Below are 18,372 nucleotides of genomic sequence, written 5' to 3'. Positions count from 1 at the left end.
CGTGACGCCGCTGAACAGAAGAAACATCTGAATTCATTTACTGATATTTTTTCGTGCGCCGCGTAGGAGCGGTATTTGCCGGGTCGTCCGGCCACACGTGCTTCGGGTAACGCCCTTTCATCTCTTTTTGCACTTCCCGATAAGCGCCCTGCCAGAACGCCGCCAGATCGCCGGTGATTTGCAACGGCCGGTGCGCCGGTGAGAGTAACTCAAGCACCACCGGGATGCGACCTTCGGCCAGCATCGGGCTACGTTGTTCACCAAACACTTCCTGTAAACGCACCGCCAGCGCCGGGGGTTTGCCGGCATCATAGCGGATCGGCAGCCTGCTGCCGGTCGGCACAGTGTAATGAGTGGGTAACGCATTATCCAGTCGCTGCTTTTGCTGCCAATTCAGTAACCGCGCCAGCGCCTCGGCGATATTCACCTGTTTCAGCCCACGCATGTCACGTACGCCACTCAGCGACGGCAGCAGCCACTGTTCCAGTGATGCCAACAACGCCTCATCGTCGACCGGTGGCCAGTCAGCCTCCGGCAGCCAGTTCAGTGCGCACTGCAGGCGCACACGCAACTGTTCGGCGGCGGTGTCCCAGTTGAGCACCGCTACCCCCTGGGCACGTACCCAATTGAGCAGCGCCAGTTGCAGCTCTTCGGCAGCCGGTTTGGCCAGCGGCTGCGCACGCAGCGTCAGGCGACCAATCTGCTGGCGTTTCCAGGCGCGCAGCGTGCCTTTTTCCTCATCCCACTCTACGGCGGTTTGCTGGGAAACCATCGCCGGCAACTGTGCCGCCAGCGCCTCAATCTCAACCGGCAGCGCCAGCAGGATGCGGGCATCGGGGCTGTTATGTCCTTGCAACAGGCTAGGAACGATCAGCCATGGCGCACGCGATAACGCCTCATCCTGATTCATCGCCGCCCCCATGCCGTTGGCCAGCAGGTAACGGCCATCCTGACCGCGCCGTTGAGCGATGCGGTCAGTGAAGGCTAACGCCAACAGGCGCGGTGCCATCTCGACATCAACCTGCCCGGTTTTTCCTGGCAAACGTCGGGCAAGCTGGGTGGCACGGCGTTGCCAGTTCGGCTGCGGACGGCTCAGCCAGTAGCCAATATCCATTTGTCCGCTGCGCGGAGGCTCTTCCAGTAACGCCGCCAGCGCGGCGGCCGTTGCCAGCCCATCGGCTCCAAGATCCGCGCCATGGGTCAGCATCGCCGCCAGCCGTGGCTCACAGCCCAGTTTGGCCATCTGCCGGCCGCGCGAGGTGAGTTTATCGCCGTCATCAATGGCCCCCAGCCGCTGCAACAGCCTGCGGGCTGCCGCCAGCGCCGTTTCCGGTGGCCTGTCGAGCCAGGTCAGTTGCCCGACGTCATGACAGCCCCATTGCAGCAACTCAAGCCAAAAACCGGCGAGATCGCTTTGCAGAATTTCCGGTTCGGCATGCTCTGCCGCCCGTTCTGCCTGCTCTTTGGCAAACAGATGCCAGCAGATACCCGGCTCCAGACGCCCGGCACGGCCTGCACGCTGGATCATTGACGCCTGACTGATACGTTGTGTGATCAGCCGCGTGAGACCGTTACGCACGTCATAACGCGCCACTCGCTCCAGGCCGCTGTCTACCACCAGCCGGATACCTTCGATGGTCAGGCTGGTTTCGGCGATGTTGGTCGCCAGCACCACTTTGCGTCGCCCGGCGGGGGCCGGTTGAATCGCTTTCTGTTGCTGTGCCAACGGCAAGGCACCGTACAGCGGGCATAGTTCGGTATCCGCCGCCACCTCACCGTTCAACCGCTCCAGCACCCGGTTGATTTCCGCTACGCCCGGCAGGAACAGCAACAGCGATCCTGTCTGTTCCGACAGCAGGCGTTTGACCGCCGCGGCCACGCCATCCTCCAGCCGCTGATGGCTGGCCAACGGCTGATACTGGCGTTCAACCGGGAAACTGCGGCCTTCAGAGACCACCACTGGGGCCTGCGGCAGCAACTGCGACAGGCGGGCGTTATCCAGCGTCGCCGACATGATCAGCAGCTTTAGATCGTCACGCAGCCCCTGCTGTACGTCCAGCAGCAGCGCCAATGCCAGATCGGCCTGCAGGCTACGTTCATGGAATTCGTCGAGGATCACCAACGAGACGCCCTGCAGTTCGGCGTCCTGCTGCAGCATGCGGGTAAGAATACCTTCGGTAACAACGATCAATCGGGTATTCGGCCCGCTTTTGCTTTCGGCGCGCATGCGGTAACCCACCGTCTGGCCAGGCTCTTCTCCCAGTTGCTGTGCCAACCTATAAGCCACGTTTTTCGCCGCCAATCGCCGTGGTTCGAGCATGATAATTTGCCCCGGCAGCCCGGCTCTGGCCAGGATCTGTAATGGCAGCCAGGTGGATTTACCGGCACCGGTCGGCGCATGCAGCAATACCTGCGGGGCGGATTGCAGCGCAGTAAGTAATTCATCAAGAACCGCGCTGACGGGCAGTGAAGACACAGAACTCTCCGTAGTGGTTAACATTGGACGGCGCACATTGTAGCATTAGACTCCGCCTTTCATTACTTGCCGGGAACCTATGTCCAGCTCGCGCCGCCTGTTTTTCGCCCTGACCTTGCCTGATGCGCTGCAGCAACAGGTGATCCGCTGGCGCGCCGAAGCCTTCGCGCCGGAAGTCGGCCGGCCGGTCGCGGCAGCCAATTTACATCTGACGCTGGCCTTTCTTGGTGACGTTTCGTCGCAAAAAGAATCCGCATTGAAAAAGCTGGCCGCCCGTATCAGCCAGCCCGGTTTCAGCATGGTGCTCGATGACCTCGGCCACTGGCCGCGTCCCGGCGTGGTTTGGCTCGGCACCCGCCGTGCGCCGCGTGGGCTATTGCAGTTGGCGGAGCTGTTGCGATCGCAGGCGGCCCGCAGCGGCTGCTATCAAAACCCCATGCCGTTTCATCCGCATATCACCCTGCTGCGCAGTGCAACGCAGCCGGTCGCCGTACCGCCCGCTACGCCGGGCTGGAACTTCAGCGCTAACGAATTCGCCCTGTACCAGTCAGTGTTTGAAAACGGCCGCACGCGTTATCAGATGCTTGAGCAATGGTCTTTAGCCCATCAGGATACGCCATGATTTTTTCGCCACCGTTGCGCCACGCCACGCTGATTAAACGTTACAAACGCTTTCTGGCGGACGTCATTACCCCGGAAGGGGAAACCTTCACCCTGCACTGCGCCAATACCGGTGCCATGACCGGCTGTGCCACGCCTGGCGATACCGTCTGGTATTCCACCTCGGATAACCCCAAACGTAAATATGCCCACAGCTGGGAACTGACGCATACCCAACAGGGGGACTGGATCTGCGTGAACACCCTGCGAGCCAACACCCTGGTACGTGAGGCGATCGAACAGAATCTAATCAATGAATTATCCGGTTACAGTAAAATAAGCAGCGAAGTAAAATATGGCAGCGAAAGCAGTCGTATCGATTTGTTATTACAGGCAGAAGATCGCGCTAACTGCTATATTGAAGTTAAGTCAGTCACATTATTGCAACAACAACGTGGTTACTTCCCTGATGCGGTAACGCTCAGAGGACAGAAGCACTTACGTGAGTTGCTAAGCGTGGTTGAAAGCGGGCAACGGGCGGTATTGTTCTTTGCTGTGTTACATAGCGGTATTGAGCAGGTCGCACCGGCACATCATATAGATGAGCGTTATGCGACACTGTTGGCACAGGTTCAGCAGTTGGGCGTAGAAGTGGTTTGCTATGGGGCTAAATTATCACCTGACGGTATATATCTCTGCGATAAGTTACCGTTTTTTATCGATTAGCACTGACCGGGCACCAATAATTCGACAACCGGTTAACGCGTCGCCAAATACGCCTTCCTTCACACCATTGTCAAGCAGGCGACAGGAATAATTGCCAACCTACTTCCCATCTGTTATTTATAGCGGCCTGTTTTTCCCCCACATTGGGGATTCGATAGTGCGTGTGTATGTAGGAGAAGCAACATGCAAGAAGGGCAAACCCGTAAAACCTCGTCCTTGAGCATTCTCGCCATCGCTGGGGTGGAGCCGTACCAAGAGAAGCCGGGCGAAGAGTACATGAACGACGCCCAGTTGTCGCATTTCAAGCGCATTCTTGAAGCATGGCGCAACCAGCTCAGGGATGAAGTGGATCGTACTGTATCTCATATGCAGGAAGAGGCAGCCAACTTCCCTGATCCGGCCGACCGTGCCACTCAGGAAGAAGAGTTCAGTCTTGAACTGCGTAACCGCGACCGCGAACGCAAACTGATTAAAAAGATCGAGAAAACGCTGAAGAAAGTAGAAGACGAAGATTTCGGCTACTGCGAATCCTGCGGCGTGGAGATCGGCATTCGTCGCCTTGAAGCGCGTCCGACTGCTGATTTGTGCATCGACTGCAAGACTCTGGCCGAAATCCGCGAAAAGCAGATGGCAGGCTAATACAGTTGTTACCGCTGCGGCGTGCGTTCTGCGTGCGCCGCACAGAGAAAAGGGAAAGTTTCCCCTCTGATATGCAAGAAAGACAATATGTGGGGCGCTTTGCCCCATCGCCTTCCGGAAGCCTGCATTTTGGTTCGCTGATTGCCGCTCTGGGAAGCTACCTCCAGGCTCGTGCCCAACGCGGGCAGTGGCTGGTTCGCATTGAAGATATCGATCCCCCGCGCGAAGTCGCCGGTGCGGCCGATCGTATCTTATCCGCTCTGGAACACTATGGTCTCCTCTGGGACGGCCAGGTCATCTATCAATCCCAACGTCATGAAGCCTACCGCGCTACTTTGGATCTACTGCATCAGCAGGGGCTCAGCTATTGCTGCAACTGCACCCGCAGCCGTATCCAGCAGCTAGGCGGTCTGTATGACGGCCACTGTCGTCATTTGAATCTTGGCCCGCAGGGTGCCGCCATTCGCTTACGCCAGTCCACCCCGGTTTACGCCTTTCATGACCGCCTGCAGGGCGAGTTGCAGGCCGACCCAGCGCTGGCACGGGAAGACTTTATCATCCGCCGACGCGATGGGCTGTTCGCCTATAATCTGGCGGTGGTGGTGGACGACCATTTTCAGGGCGTTACCGAAATTGTGCGTGGTGCCGACCTGATTGAACCCACGGTGCGCCAGATAGCGCTGTACCACCAGTTGCAGGCGCCGGTACCCACCTATGTACATCTGCCGCTGGCGCTGGGCGCTAACGGCAGCAAACTGTCGAAGCAAAACCATGCGCCCGCTCTCCCCGACGGCGATCCACGGCCGATACTGGTGGCCGCACTGAAATTTCTGCGTCAACCGCTGCCGGAAAGCTGGCAAGATCTTGACCTGTCGTTATTATTGAGCTGGGCAGTCGCTCACTGGAAGCTGGAGGATGTGCCACGCCGGGAGGCTATTTCCCTGGACGAAAACACATCGGCATTCTCAAAAGAGCCATGGTGAGCTATGATTAGCCGCTATTTATTGTTAGCGCCATTTTTATCAGACACTATCGAGGTGTACCATTTTTACCCGAGTAGCCAATTTCTGCCGTAAGGTGCTAATCCGCGATGACAAGCAACCGCGCGACGATGCGCCGGTCAGCGATAAAAACGTAGTCCGCGAAGAAAGCGTGGTGGCGGAACAGCCAGCCGCGCCGCAGCGACGTTCCGTCGAACGCGGCAGAGAAAGCCCTGCCCGCCGGCCGGCACCGCGTAAACGCCCCCCTTTTCCTGCCGCAGAGGGAACCGGCTCAATGACCGTGATCCCACGCGACCAGCATTCCATCTCACGTAAAGACATCAGTGAGAATGCGCTGAAGGTACTGTATCGCCTGAACAAATCCGGCTTCGAAGCCTATCTGGTCGGTGGCGGCGTACGCGACCTGCTGCTGGGCAAAAAACCGAAAGATTTCGACATCACCACCAACGCGACGCCGGAGCAAGTGCGCAAGCTGTTCCGCAACTGCCGTCTGGTTGGCCGCCGCTTCCGCCTGGCCCACGTGATGTTCGGGCCGGAAATCATTGAGGTTGCCACCTTCCGTGGTCACCACGAGCAGCAAACGCCGGAGTCTGACAAAAATTCTTCCCAGCAGGCCCAAAACGGCATGCTGCTGCGCGACAACATCTTTGGTTCGATCGAAGAAGATGCCCAGCGCCGCGACTTCACCATCAACAGCCTGTATTACGGCGTAGCGGACTTCACCCTGCGTGATTACGTCGATGGCCTGCGCGATCTTAAACAGGGCGTGATCCGTCTGATTGGCGATCCGGAAACCCGTTATCGTGAAGACCCGGTGCGTATGCTGCGCGCGGTGCGCTTTGCCGCCAAGCTGGACATGACCATCAGCGATGAAACCGCCGAGCCAATCCCGCGTCTGGCGTCCTTGCTGCATGAGATCCCGCCGGCGCGTCTGTTTGAGGAATCACTCAAGCTGCTGCAGGCAGGCTACGGTTACCCGACCTATCTGAAACTCTGTGAATACCAGCTGTTCCAGCCGCTGTTCCCGCAGATTGCACGTCACTTCACGCCGGGTCAGGACACGCCAATGGAGCGTATTCTGGCGCAGGTGCTGAAGAACACCGACTACCGTCTGCAAAACAACATGCGCGTCAATCCGGCGTTCCTGTTTGCTGCTATGCTTTGGTATCCGCTGCTGGAACATGCGCAGAAACTGGCGCAGGAAAGTGGGCTGGCTTACTACGACGCCTTCGCGCTGGCGATGAATGATGTGTTGGACGAGCAGTGTCGTTCGCTGGCCATTCCAAAACGCATCACCACGCTGGTTCGCGATATCTGGCAGTTGCAGCTGCGTCTGTCCCGCCGTCAGGGCAAGCGTGCGCACAAGCTGATGGAACATCCGAAATTCCGCGCCGCTTACGATTTGCTGGCGCTGCGTGCCGAAGTAGAAGAAAACCAGGAGATGCTGCGTCTGACCGAATGGTGGGGCGAGTTCCAGGAAGCCACACCGGCACGACAGAAAACCATGTTAAGTACTTTGGGTGACGATCCGGCACCGCGCCGTGCGCGTCAGCGCCGCCCTCGCCGTCGGACGCCGCGTAAAGAAGGAGAATAATGATCCGCGTTTATATCGCGCTGGGCAGCAACCTGGCGCACCCGCTACAGCAGGTGAAAGCCGCACTGGAAGCGCTGGAGCATCTCCCGCGCACCCGGTTGATCGTCTGTTCTTCGTTTTACCGCACCAAGCCGCTGGGGCCGCAGAACCAGCCGGACTTTCTCAATGCGGTGGTGGCACTGGATACCTTGCTGCCCGCCGAACAGTTACTCGATCACACCCAGGCGATTGAACGCAATCAGGGCCGCGTGCGCAAAGATGAGCGCTGGGGCCCACGCACCCTCGATCTGGATATCATGCTGTATGGCGAACAAGTGATCCATACCGATCGCCTGACGGTGCCGCACTACGGTCTGAAAGAGCGTGAGTTTATGCTCTATCCGTTGGCAGAAATCGCCCCCGAGTTAGTCTTCCCGGACGGCGAATCGCTGGTCAGCTGCCTGAAGCGCGTACCGCAAAACGGCATGGAGCTCTGGCACCAACCCAGGCAAAAAGCCTAAGTCGGCGCAGGATATACAGAACGCCCCTACAGCGCTACCTGAGCAACAAAGCCCCCTTCAGGCCGATTGGCGAAGCTAACCCGCAGCCCGTGTAAACCGGCAATGCGTTGCACAATTGACAACCCCAACCCGCTACCGGTCTGTTCCTGACCCGGTGGACGATAAAAACGCTCCCCCAACCGCGCCAGATGTTCCGTCGTCACGCCCGGGCCATCGTCTACCACCGTCAACAGACGCTCTGTCAGCCTCACCGTGACCGTACCGCCCGTCGGGGTGTAACGCACCGCATTATCCACCAGGTTGCGCACCAGCAGCGACAGCAGCAACGCTTGCCCCTGTAACGGTGGTGGCATCCCCTGCTGTTCGTAACGTAGCGTGACGCCGGCCGCATGAGCATGGCGATCCTGCTCGGCCAACGTCATCGGTACCAGTTGGCTCCAGTCGGCAGCTTCCAGCTCGGCGAGGTCTGACAGGGAATCCAACCGCGACAGCGTCAGCAGTTGATCCACCAACCGGGTGGCGCGATCGATACCTACCGTCAGATTACCCAGCGCATGCTCACGCATCTGCTCGTCATCACCGGCCAGTTGTACCACTTCCGTTTGCACCCGCAGCGCCGCCAATGGGCTACGCAGTTCGTGGGCGGCGTCAGAAGTAAAACGGCGTTCACGCACCAACAGCGCATTGATTCGGGCAAACAGAGCATTAAGCGCATCGACCAATGGCCGGACTTCGGTCGGTACCTGACCGGCATCCAGCGGCGTGGCATCGTCCGGTGCGCGTTTACGCAGCCCGGCAGCGACGGTGCGTAATGGCCGCAGCTCGCGCCCGACCATCAGCGCAATCAGCAGCATCAGTATCGGCAGCGTCACCAGCCACGGCACCAGTTGCCCGGTTACCATGCCCAGCGCCATATCCCGGCGATAATCCCACTCCTGCCCCACCACGATGCGATAACGGCCATCCGGGCTGGTCAGCCACAGCAACCGCCAACTGTCGTCATCGCCCTTACGTTCTCCGTCGGTGAAACCTTCACGGTCACCGTCAAAACGGAAATCTGCCCCGTTCTCCCCGTCGTTGAGCAGCATCTTGCCGCTGCGGTCGAAGATGGCGAACGCCAGCGCATCATCATCCTGCTCGCCACGCTTGCCGTGATGCACCAGTTTTTTGGTTTTCGGCAGGCTGCGCACGCTCTCGTCTGCCAACAGATCGCCCAGATTGGCGGTTGCCAGCCGTTTGGCAAACAGCATCTGCTGGGTATCGAAGACTTCGTTGATGGTATTGCGGCTCATCTTCCAGGCCACCAGGCTGGCAGCGCACCAGGTCAATAACGCCAGCAGGCTGAAAATCAGGATCAGCCGCAGCCGCAAACTAAGATGTTTCACGCGTTGTCCCCCAGCGTATAACCCACGCCGTGTATGGTGCGGATAAACCCGTTACCCAGCTTGCGCCGCAGATGATGGATATGCACCTCCACCGCGTTGCTGCTGACTTCGTCGTCCCAGTTGTACAGTTTTTCCTGGATCAGCGGCCGTGCCAATACCCGCCCCTTGTTATGCAAAAACAGCTCCAGCACCGCCAATTCACGCGGGGTCAGCGTGACTGGCTCACCGTTACAGCTCACGCTGCGGGTTGCGGTATCGAACACCACATTGCCATGGACCAGTTGCGGCATCAGTTGGCCGTGACGACGGCGAATCAAGGCCTGCAGGCGCGCCGCAACCTCCGTCAGGGCAAAAGGTTTGCACAGGTAATCATCGGCGCCGCTTTGCAGACCGCTCACCCGTTGCTCCAGTGCATCACGCGCGGTCAGGATCAGCACCGGCACGTCATGGCCGGCCTGCCGCCACTGACGCAACAGATCCAGGCCATCGAGGCCCGGCAGGCTCAAGTCGAGGATCACCGCATCGTAAGGCGCGCTTTCCAGCGCATTTTTGCCGACCAGTCCATCGGTAAACCAGTCCAGATTAAAGCCCAACCTGGTCAGCCCGGCCTTGATACCGTCGCCGATTAACTTGTCATCTTCTATCAGCAGAATTCGCATGTGCGTCCTTTTTTAGCCTTTGCCGCCCATTACACCACAAGGTTCTTAAGAACCGCTTAAGCATTATGATCTGCGCTACCCACCCCGTTAGGGTTACAGTAGAATGACAGCACTTTTTTGCCGCCAGGGCCCTGCGTACACCGCGCGGTTCTATTCAGGAGACGACGTGATGAAACCCACCACCGTGACCCATTTGCACCAGTGGAAGCAGGAACAGCGCAAGTTTGCTTCCCTCACCGCCTACGATGCCAGCTTTGCCAAACTGTTTGAAGAGCAAGGCGTTAAAGTGCTGCTGGTGGGCGATTCACTGGGCATGACGCTGCAGGGCCACGACTCTACCCTACCGGTCACCGTCGCCGATATCGCCTATCATACCCGTGCCGTGCGCCGGGGTGCTCCGGCCTGTCTGCTGTTGGCCGACCTGCCCTTTATGAGCTATGCCACCCCACAGTTGGCCTGCGCCAATGCCGCCGAGCTGATGCAGGCCGGTGCCAATATGGTGAAGCTGGAAGGCGGCAGTTGGCTGTGTGAAACGGTGAAAACACTCACCGAACGCGCGGTGCCGGTCTGCGGCCATCTCGGCCTGACGCCGCAGTCAGTCAACGTATTCGGCGGCTACAAGGTGCAAGGCCGCGATGAACTTGCCGCCAAGCAACTGCTGGAAGATGCAAAAAATCTGGAGCTGGCCGGTATCCAACTACTGGTGCTGGAGTGCGTACCAACCGAACTGGCACGCAAGGTCACCGAAGCCCTGACCATTCCGGTGATCGGCATTGGTGCCGGTAACGCCACCGATGGACAGATCCTGGTGATGCACGACGCCTTCGGCATTACCGGTGGCCACACGCCAAAATTCGCTAAAAACTTCCTGGCACAGAGCGGCGATATCCGCTCGGCGGTGCAACAATATATTCAAGACGTAGAGCAAGGCATTTACCCCGCTGAAGAGCACTCTTTCAACTAAAGTGTCCGCGTTAGGAGTTATGGAATGGTAATTATCGAAACCCTGCCGCTGTTGCGTCAGCAGATCCGCCGCTGGCGTCAGGATGGGAAACGCATCGCGCTGGTGCCGACCATGGGCAACCTGCACGAAGGTCATATGCAGCTTATCGATGAAGCCCGCGCGCGCGCCGATATCGTGGTAGTCAGTATTTTCGTCAATCCGATGCAATTCGAACGCCCTGAAGATCTGGCCAGTTACCCACGCACCCTGCAGGAAGACAGCGAGAAACTAACCCGCCGCGGCGTCGAACTGGTGTTCGCACCTGCGCCGGCCGATGTCTATCCGCAGGGGCTGGAACAGCAAACCTATGTCGACGTACCGGGGATCTCCACCATGCTGGAGGGTGCCAGCCGTCCGGGCCACTACCGCGGCGTCGCCACTATTGTCAGCAAGTTGTTCAATCTGGTGCAGCCGGATCTGGCCTGTTTTGGCGAGAAGGACTATCAGCAACTGGCGCTGATCCGCAAGATGGTGGCGGATATGGGCTACGACATCAACATTGTTGACGTACCGACAGTACGGGCCAAAGATGGTCTGGCGCTCAGCTCACGCAACGGTTACCTGACCGCCGAAGAGCGGAAAATCGCCCCACAGCTCAGCAGAATCATGAATGCACTGGCCGAACAGCTCAGCAACGGTGAACGCCACGTCGACGAGCTGCTGGAACAAACCGCAGAGCACCTGCGCAACGCCGGGTTCACCCCGGATGAGCTGTTTATCCGCGACGCCGACAGCCTGCAACCGCTGAGTGTTGAAAGCCAACGTGCCGTGGTGTTAATGGCCGCCTGGCTGGGTAAAGCGCGGCTGATCGACAACCAGCAGGTTGACCTGACGCTGTAGGTCATTTTTTATGCAATCGTCACCATTACGACCGGCCAGACAGTAGACAATGGCGGGCTTATCGGTGACGATAACGCCGGATGGATGTTTAACCTCAATCGCCTGTGAAGGCTGATACTCAGTTAGGTAAAGTTATGATACGTACTATGCTGCAAGGCAAGCTGCATCGGGTGAAAGTGACTCAGGCCGACTTGCACTATGAAGGCTCCTGCGCGATTGATCAGGACTTTCTGGAGGCCGCAGGCATTCTGGAATATGAAGCTATCGATATTTATAACGTTGATAACGGTCAGCGTTTCTCAACCTATGCCATCGCCGCCGAACGCGGTTCGCGCATTATTTCGGTCAATGGTGCGGCAGCACGCTGCGCCTGCGTGGGCGACAAACTGATCATCTGTTCCTACGTACAGATGAGCGATGCCGATGCCCGCCAACACCGCCCGAAAGTGGGCTACTTCGAGGGTGACAACCACCTGCAGCGCAAGGCAAAAGCCGTGCCGGTTCAGGTCGCATAAAAGTAAAAACGGGCGCTGCCGGCGCCCGTTCCTTCCTGATTATTGCACCACCAGCGTTCCCGGTTTATTGGCTATTCTGTCCGCCATGGTCTGAATCGAGTCGGTGCGCAGAATATACAGCCGTTTCAGCGTATAGGGGTTATCCCCCGGTTTCACTTTGCCCTGCACCGTGGTCACCGCCATATGAAAACCGGCGTCTTTCGCAGCCTGTATCGCCCGCTGATTGTAGCCGCCAAATGGGTAGGAGACATACAGCACATGCGGATTAAACTGCGACAGCGCGCGGCGTGAGCGCTCAAAATCGAATTCAATATTGTGCAGCGAACGACTGAGCAGGATCGGTTGACGATTACCGTCGGTACGATGCAGGAAATGGGTATGCGACTGCACGTCGAACACGTCCTGAATCTGCTTTAGCTCGGAAATGCTCATAAACTGCAGCGAATCTGGGTTCCACTTCTGCGGGTGACGCTTGATGCGTGAAGAAATAATAAACGCCGTGGCACGGAAGCCGTAATTCTTCAAGACCGGGTAAGCGTAGCGATAGACCGATTTCAGCCCGTCATCAAATGTCAGCACCACCGCCCTGCCCGGCAGATTGATCTGGTTTTTCAGGTAGGCTTCCAACTGATACAGGGAAATGGTGTCGTAGCCCGCCTGCTTCAGATAGGTCATCTGGTTACTGAACGCCACGTCAGAGGTGGTCGTCGAGGTATGGCGGAAGCGCTTGTTCTCTTCGTTTTTCAGCAGATGATGATAGGTCAGTATCGGTATACCGGTGTCAATCTCGCAGTCCAGCTCACTGACATAACCCAGGCGATCGCCAATATTAACCTCATACCAGGTGTTGTTGAGCCGATCTTTCAGCTTGCCGATAATCGGGTAGCGCAGGTTCTGTTCCAGTACTCCAAACACATCGCTGGTGTTATCCGCATCGGTATAGACGTTGATCGCCTTCTGCGTGATCAGGTTCTGGTTAGTCAGCGGTTTATTCAACTCCCCCAGATCGTCTTTCACCTTGCGTGATTTTTTAAGCTCTCGCACATCGTCTTTATCGATAAAACCCGTGCCGTGGCCGAATTTGAACTCGTAATATTCCGCATCCGCCGGGAACACCTGGATCAGTTGCCCCTGCTTCACTTCACCGACAGGAATGACATGCTCGCCAATCAGCGAATAAACCTCACTGTCGCGTTGCGCTTCCATATATTCGGATTTAACGGCACTGTCTTCCGACAACAAATTTGCCAGGCTTGCCGGGGCGACAAGGGACAATAGAATGCCGAGTAACCCAGCCGCTATCTTGTGTGTAGACCGCATGGTTATGTTCTGCTTACGAGTGCGTATACCCGTCGCTTTTCCAGCCGCAACTTGAAATTCATAGGGTATATAACAAAATGGAGAAAATGTGGAGCGCCAGCATAGCACGATTTGAATGGCGGGGAGAAAGGGGTTATTTGAGCAATTCTATTGATTTACAGGCTACTTGCTTCAGGTCAGGTAAAGCGTCCCCGTACGCGATGTCCGGGGACGCTGGTTAATCAGGTACGCAGACCGCGACCGCGCTCAATCAGGTACCAGGACAGCAGGTAGAACACCGCAATGAACGCCACCAGCACCGTCATGGTCAGCGTCAACGGCACGTCGCTGATGCCCAGGAAGCCATAGCGGAATCCGCTAATCATGTAGACAATCGGGTTCAGTTTGGACACCGCCTGCCAGAACGGCGGCAACAGCGTCAGCGAGTAAAACACCCCGCCCAGATAGGTCAGCGGCGTCAGCACGAAGGTCGGGATCAGGCTGATGTCGTCAAAGGTGGTGGCAAACACCGCGTTGATCAGCCCCGCCAGCGAGAACAAAATCGCCGTCAGCAGCAGCGTAGCGACAATCACCCACCAGGCATGCACCTGCAACGGCACGAAGAACAGCGAAATCACGGTCACCAGCACGCCGACGCAAATACCGCGCGCTACGCCACCACCGACGTAACCGGCAATCACCACGTGCGTCGGTACCGGGGCCACCAGCAGCTCTTCAATGTTGCGCTGGAATTTGGCGCTGAAGAACGATGACGCCACGTTGGCGTATGAGTTGGTGATCACCGCCATCATAATCAGACCGGGGACGATAAACTGCATGTAATCAAAACCGTGCATCTCGCCAATGCGTGAACCTATCAGGTTGCCGAAGATGATGAAATACAGCGTCATGGTGATCACCGGCGGCACCAGCGTCTGGATCCAGATGCGGGCAAAACGGTTGATCTCTTTAGCCCAGATGCTCTGCAAGGCCACCCAATACAAACGCATCATGCTTTTTCTCCATTACCGTTAACCAGAGTGACAAACAGCTCTTCCAGCCGGTTGGCCTTGTTACGCATGCTCAGTACCTGAACGCCCTGCGCACTGAGCTGGGCAAACAGGCCATTCAGGCCCTGCTCGCGCATCACTTCCACTTCCAGCGTTGAGGTGTCCGTCAGGCGATGACGGTAACCGTCCAGCTTCGGCAACGGGCTTTTCGCCGCCAGATCGAGGATGAAGGTTTCAGACTTCAGCTTGGCCAACAGGCCTTTCATCGAGGTGTTTTCCACCAGCTCACCATTTTGGATAATGCCGATATTGCGGCACAGCATTTCTGCTTCTTCCAGATAGTGGGTGGTGAGAATAATGGTGGTGCCCTGGGCATTAAGCTCTTTCAGGAAGCCCCACATCGAGCGGCGCAGCTCGATATCTACCCCGGCGGTCGGTTCGTCGAGGATCAGCAATTTTGGCTGATGCATCAATGCGCGAGCGATCATCAGGCGGCGCTTCATCCCGCCAGATAACATGCGGGCACGTTCGTCGCGCTTGCCCCACAGATCCAGCTGGGTCAGGTATTTTTCCGCCCGCACCAGCGCCTCACGGCGGGTCACGCCATAGTAGCCGGCCTGATTGACCACAATCTGCATCACGGTTTCGAACGGGTTAAAGTTGAACTCCTGCGGCACCAGCCCAAGTTGGCGCTTGGCGTTGACGATGTCTTTATCGATATCGTAGCCGAACACCCGCACGCTGCCGGACGTCTTATTAACCAGCGAGCTGATAATGCCGATGGTAGTGGATTTTCCGGCGCCGTTAGGCCCCAGCAAGGCGTAGAAATCCCCCGCCTCGACGTTCAGGTCGATCCCGCGCAATGCCTTGACGCCACCGGCGTAAGTCTTGGTGAGCTGCGCTATTTCCAGTGCATAATTCATAAGTTAAAAAGTACCTTGTGACGATGAGTATGCTGCTGCGTCTTGTAATGAAGGTGATGTTATCATCAGCAGCGTTTTCACTGAGGCAAATCCGTGCGGAAAATTCAGGTTCCATCCCGCTTTACTGTATAAAAAGTGGCTGAATACCCTCTAGCGTAGCTGTTCCGATTTCCAAACTGTGACGCTTGTCCTATATTACCCCAACGCAATCTGTCCGTTACAGGTCTATAACCTCCATGAAAGAAATCGAAAAGCTTATCGCTAATAACCATACCTGGTCGGCTAACATCAGCAAGGAAGACCCGAACTTTTTTGAACGTTTGGCCCAGGCGCAAAAGCCTCGCTTTTTATGGATAGGTTGTTCAGACAGCCGCGTTCCCGCGGAAAGACTGACCGGGCTGGAACCGGGTGAACTCTTTGTTCACCGTAACGTGGCCAACCTGGTGATTCACACCGATTTAAACTGCCTGTCGGTGGTGCAGTACGCCGTCGACGTTCTGGAAGTTGAGCATATTATTATCTGCGGTCACCTGGGCTGTGGTGGCGTAGAGGCCGCGGTTGAGAATCCTGAGCTGGGGCTGATCAACAACTGGCTGCTGCACATCCGTGACCTGTGGTACAAGCACAGTTCACTGTTGGGTGAGCTGGAGCCAGAACAGCGCCTCGACGTACTCTGTGAAATCAACGTGATTGAGCAAGTCTATAACCTGGGCCATTCCACCATTATGCAGTCAGCGTGGAAACGCGGGCAGAAAGTGATGATTCACGGTTGGGTGTACGGGATCCAAGACGGACGTCTGCGGGATCTGGAAGTTGCAGCCACCAGCCGGGAAAGCCTGGAAATGGGCTATCGCAAGGCGATGGCTACACTGCAGCAGGATAAGGGGATTTAATCCTGTCAGGGGCGCGGCAAACCGCGCCCACCGCATATTACTCGTCCAGCAGTACCACTTTGCCGACGTACGGCAAATGGCGATAACGCTGAGCGTAATCGATGCCATAACCCACCACGAACTCGTCCGGGATCGGGAAGCCCACGTACTCCACCGGCACTTCGACTTCACGACGTTCAGGCTTGTCCAACAGGGTGCAAATCGCCAGTGATTTCGGCCCGCGCAACGCCAGAATTTCGCGCACTTTGTTCAGCGTATTACCGGAGTCAATGATGTCTTCGACGATCAGCACGTCTTTCCCACGGATGTCTTCATCCAAATCCTTGAGGATTTTCACGTCACGGGTGGTGGACATGCCGCTGCCGTAGCTGGAGGCGGTCATAAAGTCGACCTCATGCGGCACTTCAATGGTGCGACACAGATCGGCCATGAACATAAAGGAACCGCGCAGCAGCCCGACCAGCACCATATCACTGCCGCTATCGCGGTAATCTTCGGTGATCTGGCGGCCAAGTTCGGCGATACGGGTCTTAACTTCCTGCTCGGAAATCATTACTTCTACAGTGTGTTTCATAGTTTTCAGGTCAGTTGCCGGAAGAAGGGCGCAGAGTTTAGCATAGCCTGAAGCCGCTGGCGACGCGAGTGCGCCGCCAGGTTTTCCATGGGGGTGATCAATCGGTGACGGTAAAGCCCAGCATCATGCCGGTATCTTCATGCTCCAACAGGTGGCAGTGGGCCATATACGCATGATCGCTATTGGCTGGGTGATCAAAGCGCACCAATACTTCACTGCGCCAACCTTCGACCCGTACCGTGTCTTTCCAGCCGCTGCGGTGAGCCGCCGGAGGTTTGCCGTTTTCCGACAGGATGCGGAACTGGGTGCCGTGAATATGGAACGGATGCAGCATCATGTCGCCCTCACCCGAAATGGTCCATTTTTCGTATTTGCCGCGCTTGGCCTCAAACATCGGCTTGGTCATGTCGAAGGCCTTACCGTTGATCATATTGGCATGGCTGAAGTCGAACGACTTGGCGCCGTGATCCATCCCTTTCATATTGCCGTGGTCCATCCCCTTCATACTGCCATGGTCCATGCCTTTCATGCCGGCCATATCACCACCGTCTTTAGGCATACTGCCGTGGTCCATGCTCATGCCGGCCATAGCCTGATGGCCGTAGCGGTCCATCAACGCCTGCATACCCAGCTTATCCAACTGCGGGTTCATCATCAGTTGCAACCAGCGCTCCTGGATCCCGCTTACCGCCGGTATTGCGGGCAATTTGACCAGGCTGTCCGGCATGCTCTTGATACCCTGCGCCAGCGAAGGCTGAATATGCAATACCGGCAGCGGCTGGTCGAACGGGGCCAGCGTCATGCCCATCTGTTTAACCGGCAGCGTAACAATATCGAAAGGCTTGCCGTCGGAGGCATCCACCAGCACTTCAAAGCGTTCACCCATCAACATCGACAGTTCGCTCAGCTTGACCGGCTCGGCCAAAAAGCCGCCGTCGCTGGCGATCACGTAGAGCGGCCGATTATCGCTGGTTGCCAGGTTCAGTGAACGCGCATTACAACCGTTGAGGAAACGCAAGCGCAACCAACCACGCGGTGACACATGCCGTGGATACTGGGCACCGTTGGTGAACATGCGGTCACCGAACCAGCCTACTGCGGCACTCATTACGTCCAGCTGGTATTCAATCTGTGCATCTTTACCCAACCGTTTGTCCTGCAGGATCACCGGAACATCATCCTGCCCCCAGGTTTTAGGCAGCGGCAACTTGCTGCTCTCGTCGTCTTCCAGCAGAACCAGCCCCGCCAAACCCATCATCACTTGCTGGCCGGTCTTGCCGTGAGTATGCGGATGGAACCAGCAGGTGGCTGCGGGCTGTTCGACCTTGAATTGCACCCTGCGCGTGGTACCTGGCTGAATCAGTGCCTGCGGGCCGCCATCAACGTCACCGGGGATTTCCAGGCCGTGCCAGTGAACGGTACTGGCCTCCGGCAAGCCATTGCGAATATCCACCGTCACCGGTTTGCCGCGCTGCAATCGCACCGCAGGCCCCAATAACGCCCCATTAACGCCCCAGGTTTGGGTCGCCTTGCCCGGCAGCCAGTTCATTTCGCCGGTTTGCAGCGCCAGCGCTATGTTCCCTTGAGCGTCCGGCATCAGCAGCGGCGGGATCGGCAACGCCGGCAGCTCGGCTGCCCACACGCCCCGGCTCCACAAGGGTAAAGCACTTGCCGCGCCCAGCGCAGCGGTCAATTTGATAAAATCACGGCGTAACATCGCTGACTCCCTTTTTCA

At 57.3% G+C, this 18,372-nt stretch carries 18 protein-coding genes; 10 read left to right on the top strand and 8 right to left on the bottom strand.

The window, feature by feature from the left end; genetic code table 11:
* Positions 1 to 37: 37 nt before the first annotated feature.
* A complete protein-coding gene (hrpB, locus tag M2406_RS24430) occupies positions 38 to 2,476 on the bottom strand; it encodes an ATP-dependent helicase HrpB (RefSeq protein WP_259191742.1) in 2,439 nt (812 codons plus the stop codon).
* Between the two features lie 79 nt (positions 2,477 to 2,555).
* Here hrpB and thpR point away from each other — a divergent pair, with 79 nt between their 5' ends.
* The 6 genes from thpR to folK all read left to right on the top strand — a co-directional run bounded on the left by thpR (position 2,556) and on the right by folK (position 7,536).
* Entirely contained in the window at positions 2,556 to 3,098 is a 543-nt protein-coding gene (thpR, locus tag M2406_RS24425; protein WP_259191741.1) for an RNA 2',3'-cyclic phosphodiesterase, read from the top strand.
* Positions 3,095 to 3,802, top strand: coding sequence for a DNA/RNA nuclease SfsA (sfsA, locus tag M2406_RS24420; RefSeq protein ID WP_017893929.1), 708 nt, complete (start codon positions 3,095 to 3,097; stop codon positions 3,800 to 3,802). The genes thpR and sfsA overlap by 4 nt, the downstream gene beginning before the upstream one ends.
* A gap of 183 nt (positions 3,803 to 3,985) precedes the next feature.
* A complete protein-coding gene (gene dksA / locus M2406_RS24415) occupies positions 3,986 to 4,441 on the top strand; it encodes an RNA polymerase-binding protein DksA (RefSeq protein ID WP_012146687.1) in 456 nt (151 codons plus the stop codon).
* 71 nt (positions 4,442 to 4,512) lie between these two features.
* Complete coding sequence (gluQRS, locus tag M2406_RS24410; RefSeq protein ID WP_259191740.1) at positions 4,513 to 5,424, top strand: tRNA glutamyl-Q(34) synthetase GluQRS; 912 nt, start codon at positions 4,513 to 4,515, stop codon at positions 5,422 to 5,424.
* Between the two features lie 61 nt (positions 5,425 to 5,485).
* A complete protein-coding gene (gene pcnB, locus M2406_RS24405) occupies positions 5,486 to 7,036 on the top strand; it encodes a polynucleotide adenylyltransferase PcnB (RefSeq protein ID WP_071593043.1) in 1,551 nt (516 codons plus the stop codon).
* Positions 7,036 to 7,536 (top strand): 2-amino-4-hydroxy-6-hydroxymethyldihydropteridine diphosphokinase, encoded by a 501-nt coding sequence (gene folK, locus M2406_RS24400; RefSeq protein ID WP_017893931.1) that lies wholly within the window; start codon positions 7,036 to 7,038, stop codon positions 7,534 to 7,536. The genes pcnB and folK overlap by 1 nt, the downstream gene beginning before the upstream one ends.
* A 26-nt stretch (positions 7,537 to 7,562) precedes the next feature.
* Here the strand turns inward: folK and qseC are convergent, their stop codons facing one another.
* Positions 7,563 to 8,921 (bottom strand): quorum sensing histidine kinase QseC, encoded by a 1,359-nt coding sequence (gene qseC, locus M2406_RS24395; RefSeq protein ID WP_012146691.1) that lies wholly within the window; start codon positions 8,919 to 8,921, stop codon positions 7,563 to 7,565.
* A complete protein-coding gene (gene qseB, locus M2406_RS24390) occupies positions 8,918 to 9,580 on the bottom strand; it encodes a quorum sensing response regulator transcription factor QseB (protein ID WP_012146692.1) in 663 nt (220 codons plus the stop codon). Before qseB ends, qseC begins: the two co-directional genes overlap by 4 nt.
* Before the next feature lie 169 nt (positions 9,581 to 9,749).
* Between qseB and panB the strand changes: the two genes are divergently transcribed.
* The 3 genes from panB to panD all read left to right on the top strand — a co-directional run bounded on the left by panB (position 9,750) and on the right by panD (position 11,938).
* A complete protein-coding gene (gene panB / locus M2406_RS24385; protein WP_017893934.1) occupies positions 9,750 to 10,544 on the top strand; it encodes a 3-methyl-2-oxobutanoate hydroxymethyltransferase in 795 nt (264 codons plus the stop codon).
* Positions 10,545 to 10,568: 24 nt separating this feature from the next.
* On the top strand, positions 10,569 to 11,423 hold the full coding sequence (panC, locus tag M2406_RS24380; RefSeq protein ID WP_259191738.1) for a pantoate--beta-alanine ligase: 855 nt from the start codon (positions 10,569 to 10,571) through the stop codon (positions 11,421 to 11,423).
* 134 nt (positions 11,424 to 11,557) lie between these two features.
* A complete protein-coding gene (gene panD, locus M2406_RS24375; RefSeq protein WP_012146695.1) occupies positions 11,558 to 11,938 on the top strand; it encodes an aspartate 1-decarboxylase in 381 nt (126 codons plus the stop codon).
* A gap of 39 nt (positions 11,939 to 11,977) precedes the next feature.
* On the opposite strand, the gene M2406_RS24370 is transcribed toward panD, so the two are convergent.
* The 3 genes from M2406_RS24370 to M2406_RS24360 all read right to left on the bottom strand — a co-directional run bounded on the left by M2406_RS24370 (position 11,978) and on the right by M2406_RS24360 (position 15,170).
* Positions 11,978 to 13,258 (bottom strand): polysaccharide deacetylase family protein, encoded by a 1,281-nt coding sequence (locus tag M2406_RS24370; RefSeq protein ID WP_017893937.1) that lies wholly within the window; start codon positions 13,256 to 13,258, stop codon positions 11,978 to 11,980.
* 221 nt (positions 13,259 to 13,479) lie between these two features.
* On the bottom strand, positions 13,480 to 14,250 hold the full coding sequence (locus M2406_RS24365) for an ABC transporter permease (RefSeq protein WP_012146697.1): 771 nt from the start codon (positions 14,248 to 14,250) through the stop codon (positions 13,480 to 13,482).
* Positions 14,247 to 15,170, bottom strand: coding sequence for an ABC transporter ATP-binding protein (locus M2406_RS24360; protein WP_012146698.1), 924 nt, complete (start codon positions 15,168 to 15,170; stop codon positions 14,247 to 14,249). The genes M2406_RS24365 and M2406_RS24360 overlap by 4 nt, the downstream gene beginning before the upstream one ends.
* A 236-nt stretch (positions 15,171 to 15,406) precedes the next feature.
* Between M2406_RS24360 and can the strand changes: the two genes are divergently transcribed.
* Entirely contained in the window at positions 15,407 to 16,063 is a 657-nt protein-coding gene (can, locus tag M2406_RS24355) for a carbonate dehydratase (protein WP_012146699.1), read from the top strand.
* Between the two features lie 37 nt (positions 16,064 to 16,100).
* On the opposite strand, the gene hpt is transcribed toward can, so the two are convergent.
* Together hpt and cueO are read right to left on the bottom strand one after the other, a co-directional pair.
* Positions 16,101 to 16,637: a hypoxanthine phosphoribosyltransferase gene (hpt, locus tag M2406_RS24350; RefSeq protein WP_012146700.1), complete on the bottom strand. Its 537-nt coding sequence runs from the start codon at positions 16,635 to 16,637 to the stop codon at positions 16,101 to 16,103.
* 97 nt (positions 16,638 to 16,734) lie between these two features.
* Positions 16,735 to 18,354, bottom strand: coding sequence for a multicopper oxidase CueO (cueO, locus tag M2406_RS24345; protein WP_259191734.1), 1,620 nt, complete (start codon positions 18,352 to 18,354; stop codon positions 16,735 to 16,737).
* Positions 18,355 to 18,372: the final 18 nt, after the last annotated feature.

Source organism: Serratia sp. BIGb0163, from assembly GCF_024809935.1.
In the GTDB taxonomy this organism is placed as follows: domain Bacteria; phylum Pseudomonadota; class Gammaproteobacteria; order Enterobacterales; family Enterobacteriaceae; genus Serratia; species Serratia quinivorans.
This window is presented reverse-complemented; position numbering and strand designations above follow the sequence as displayed.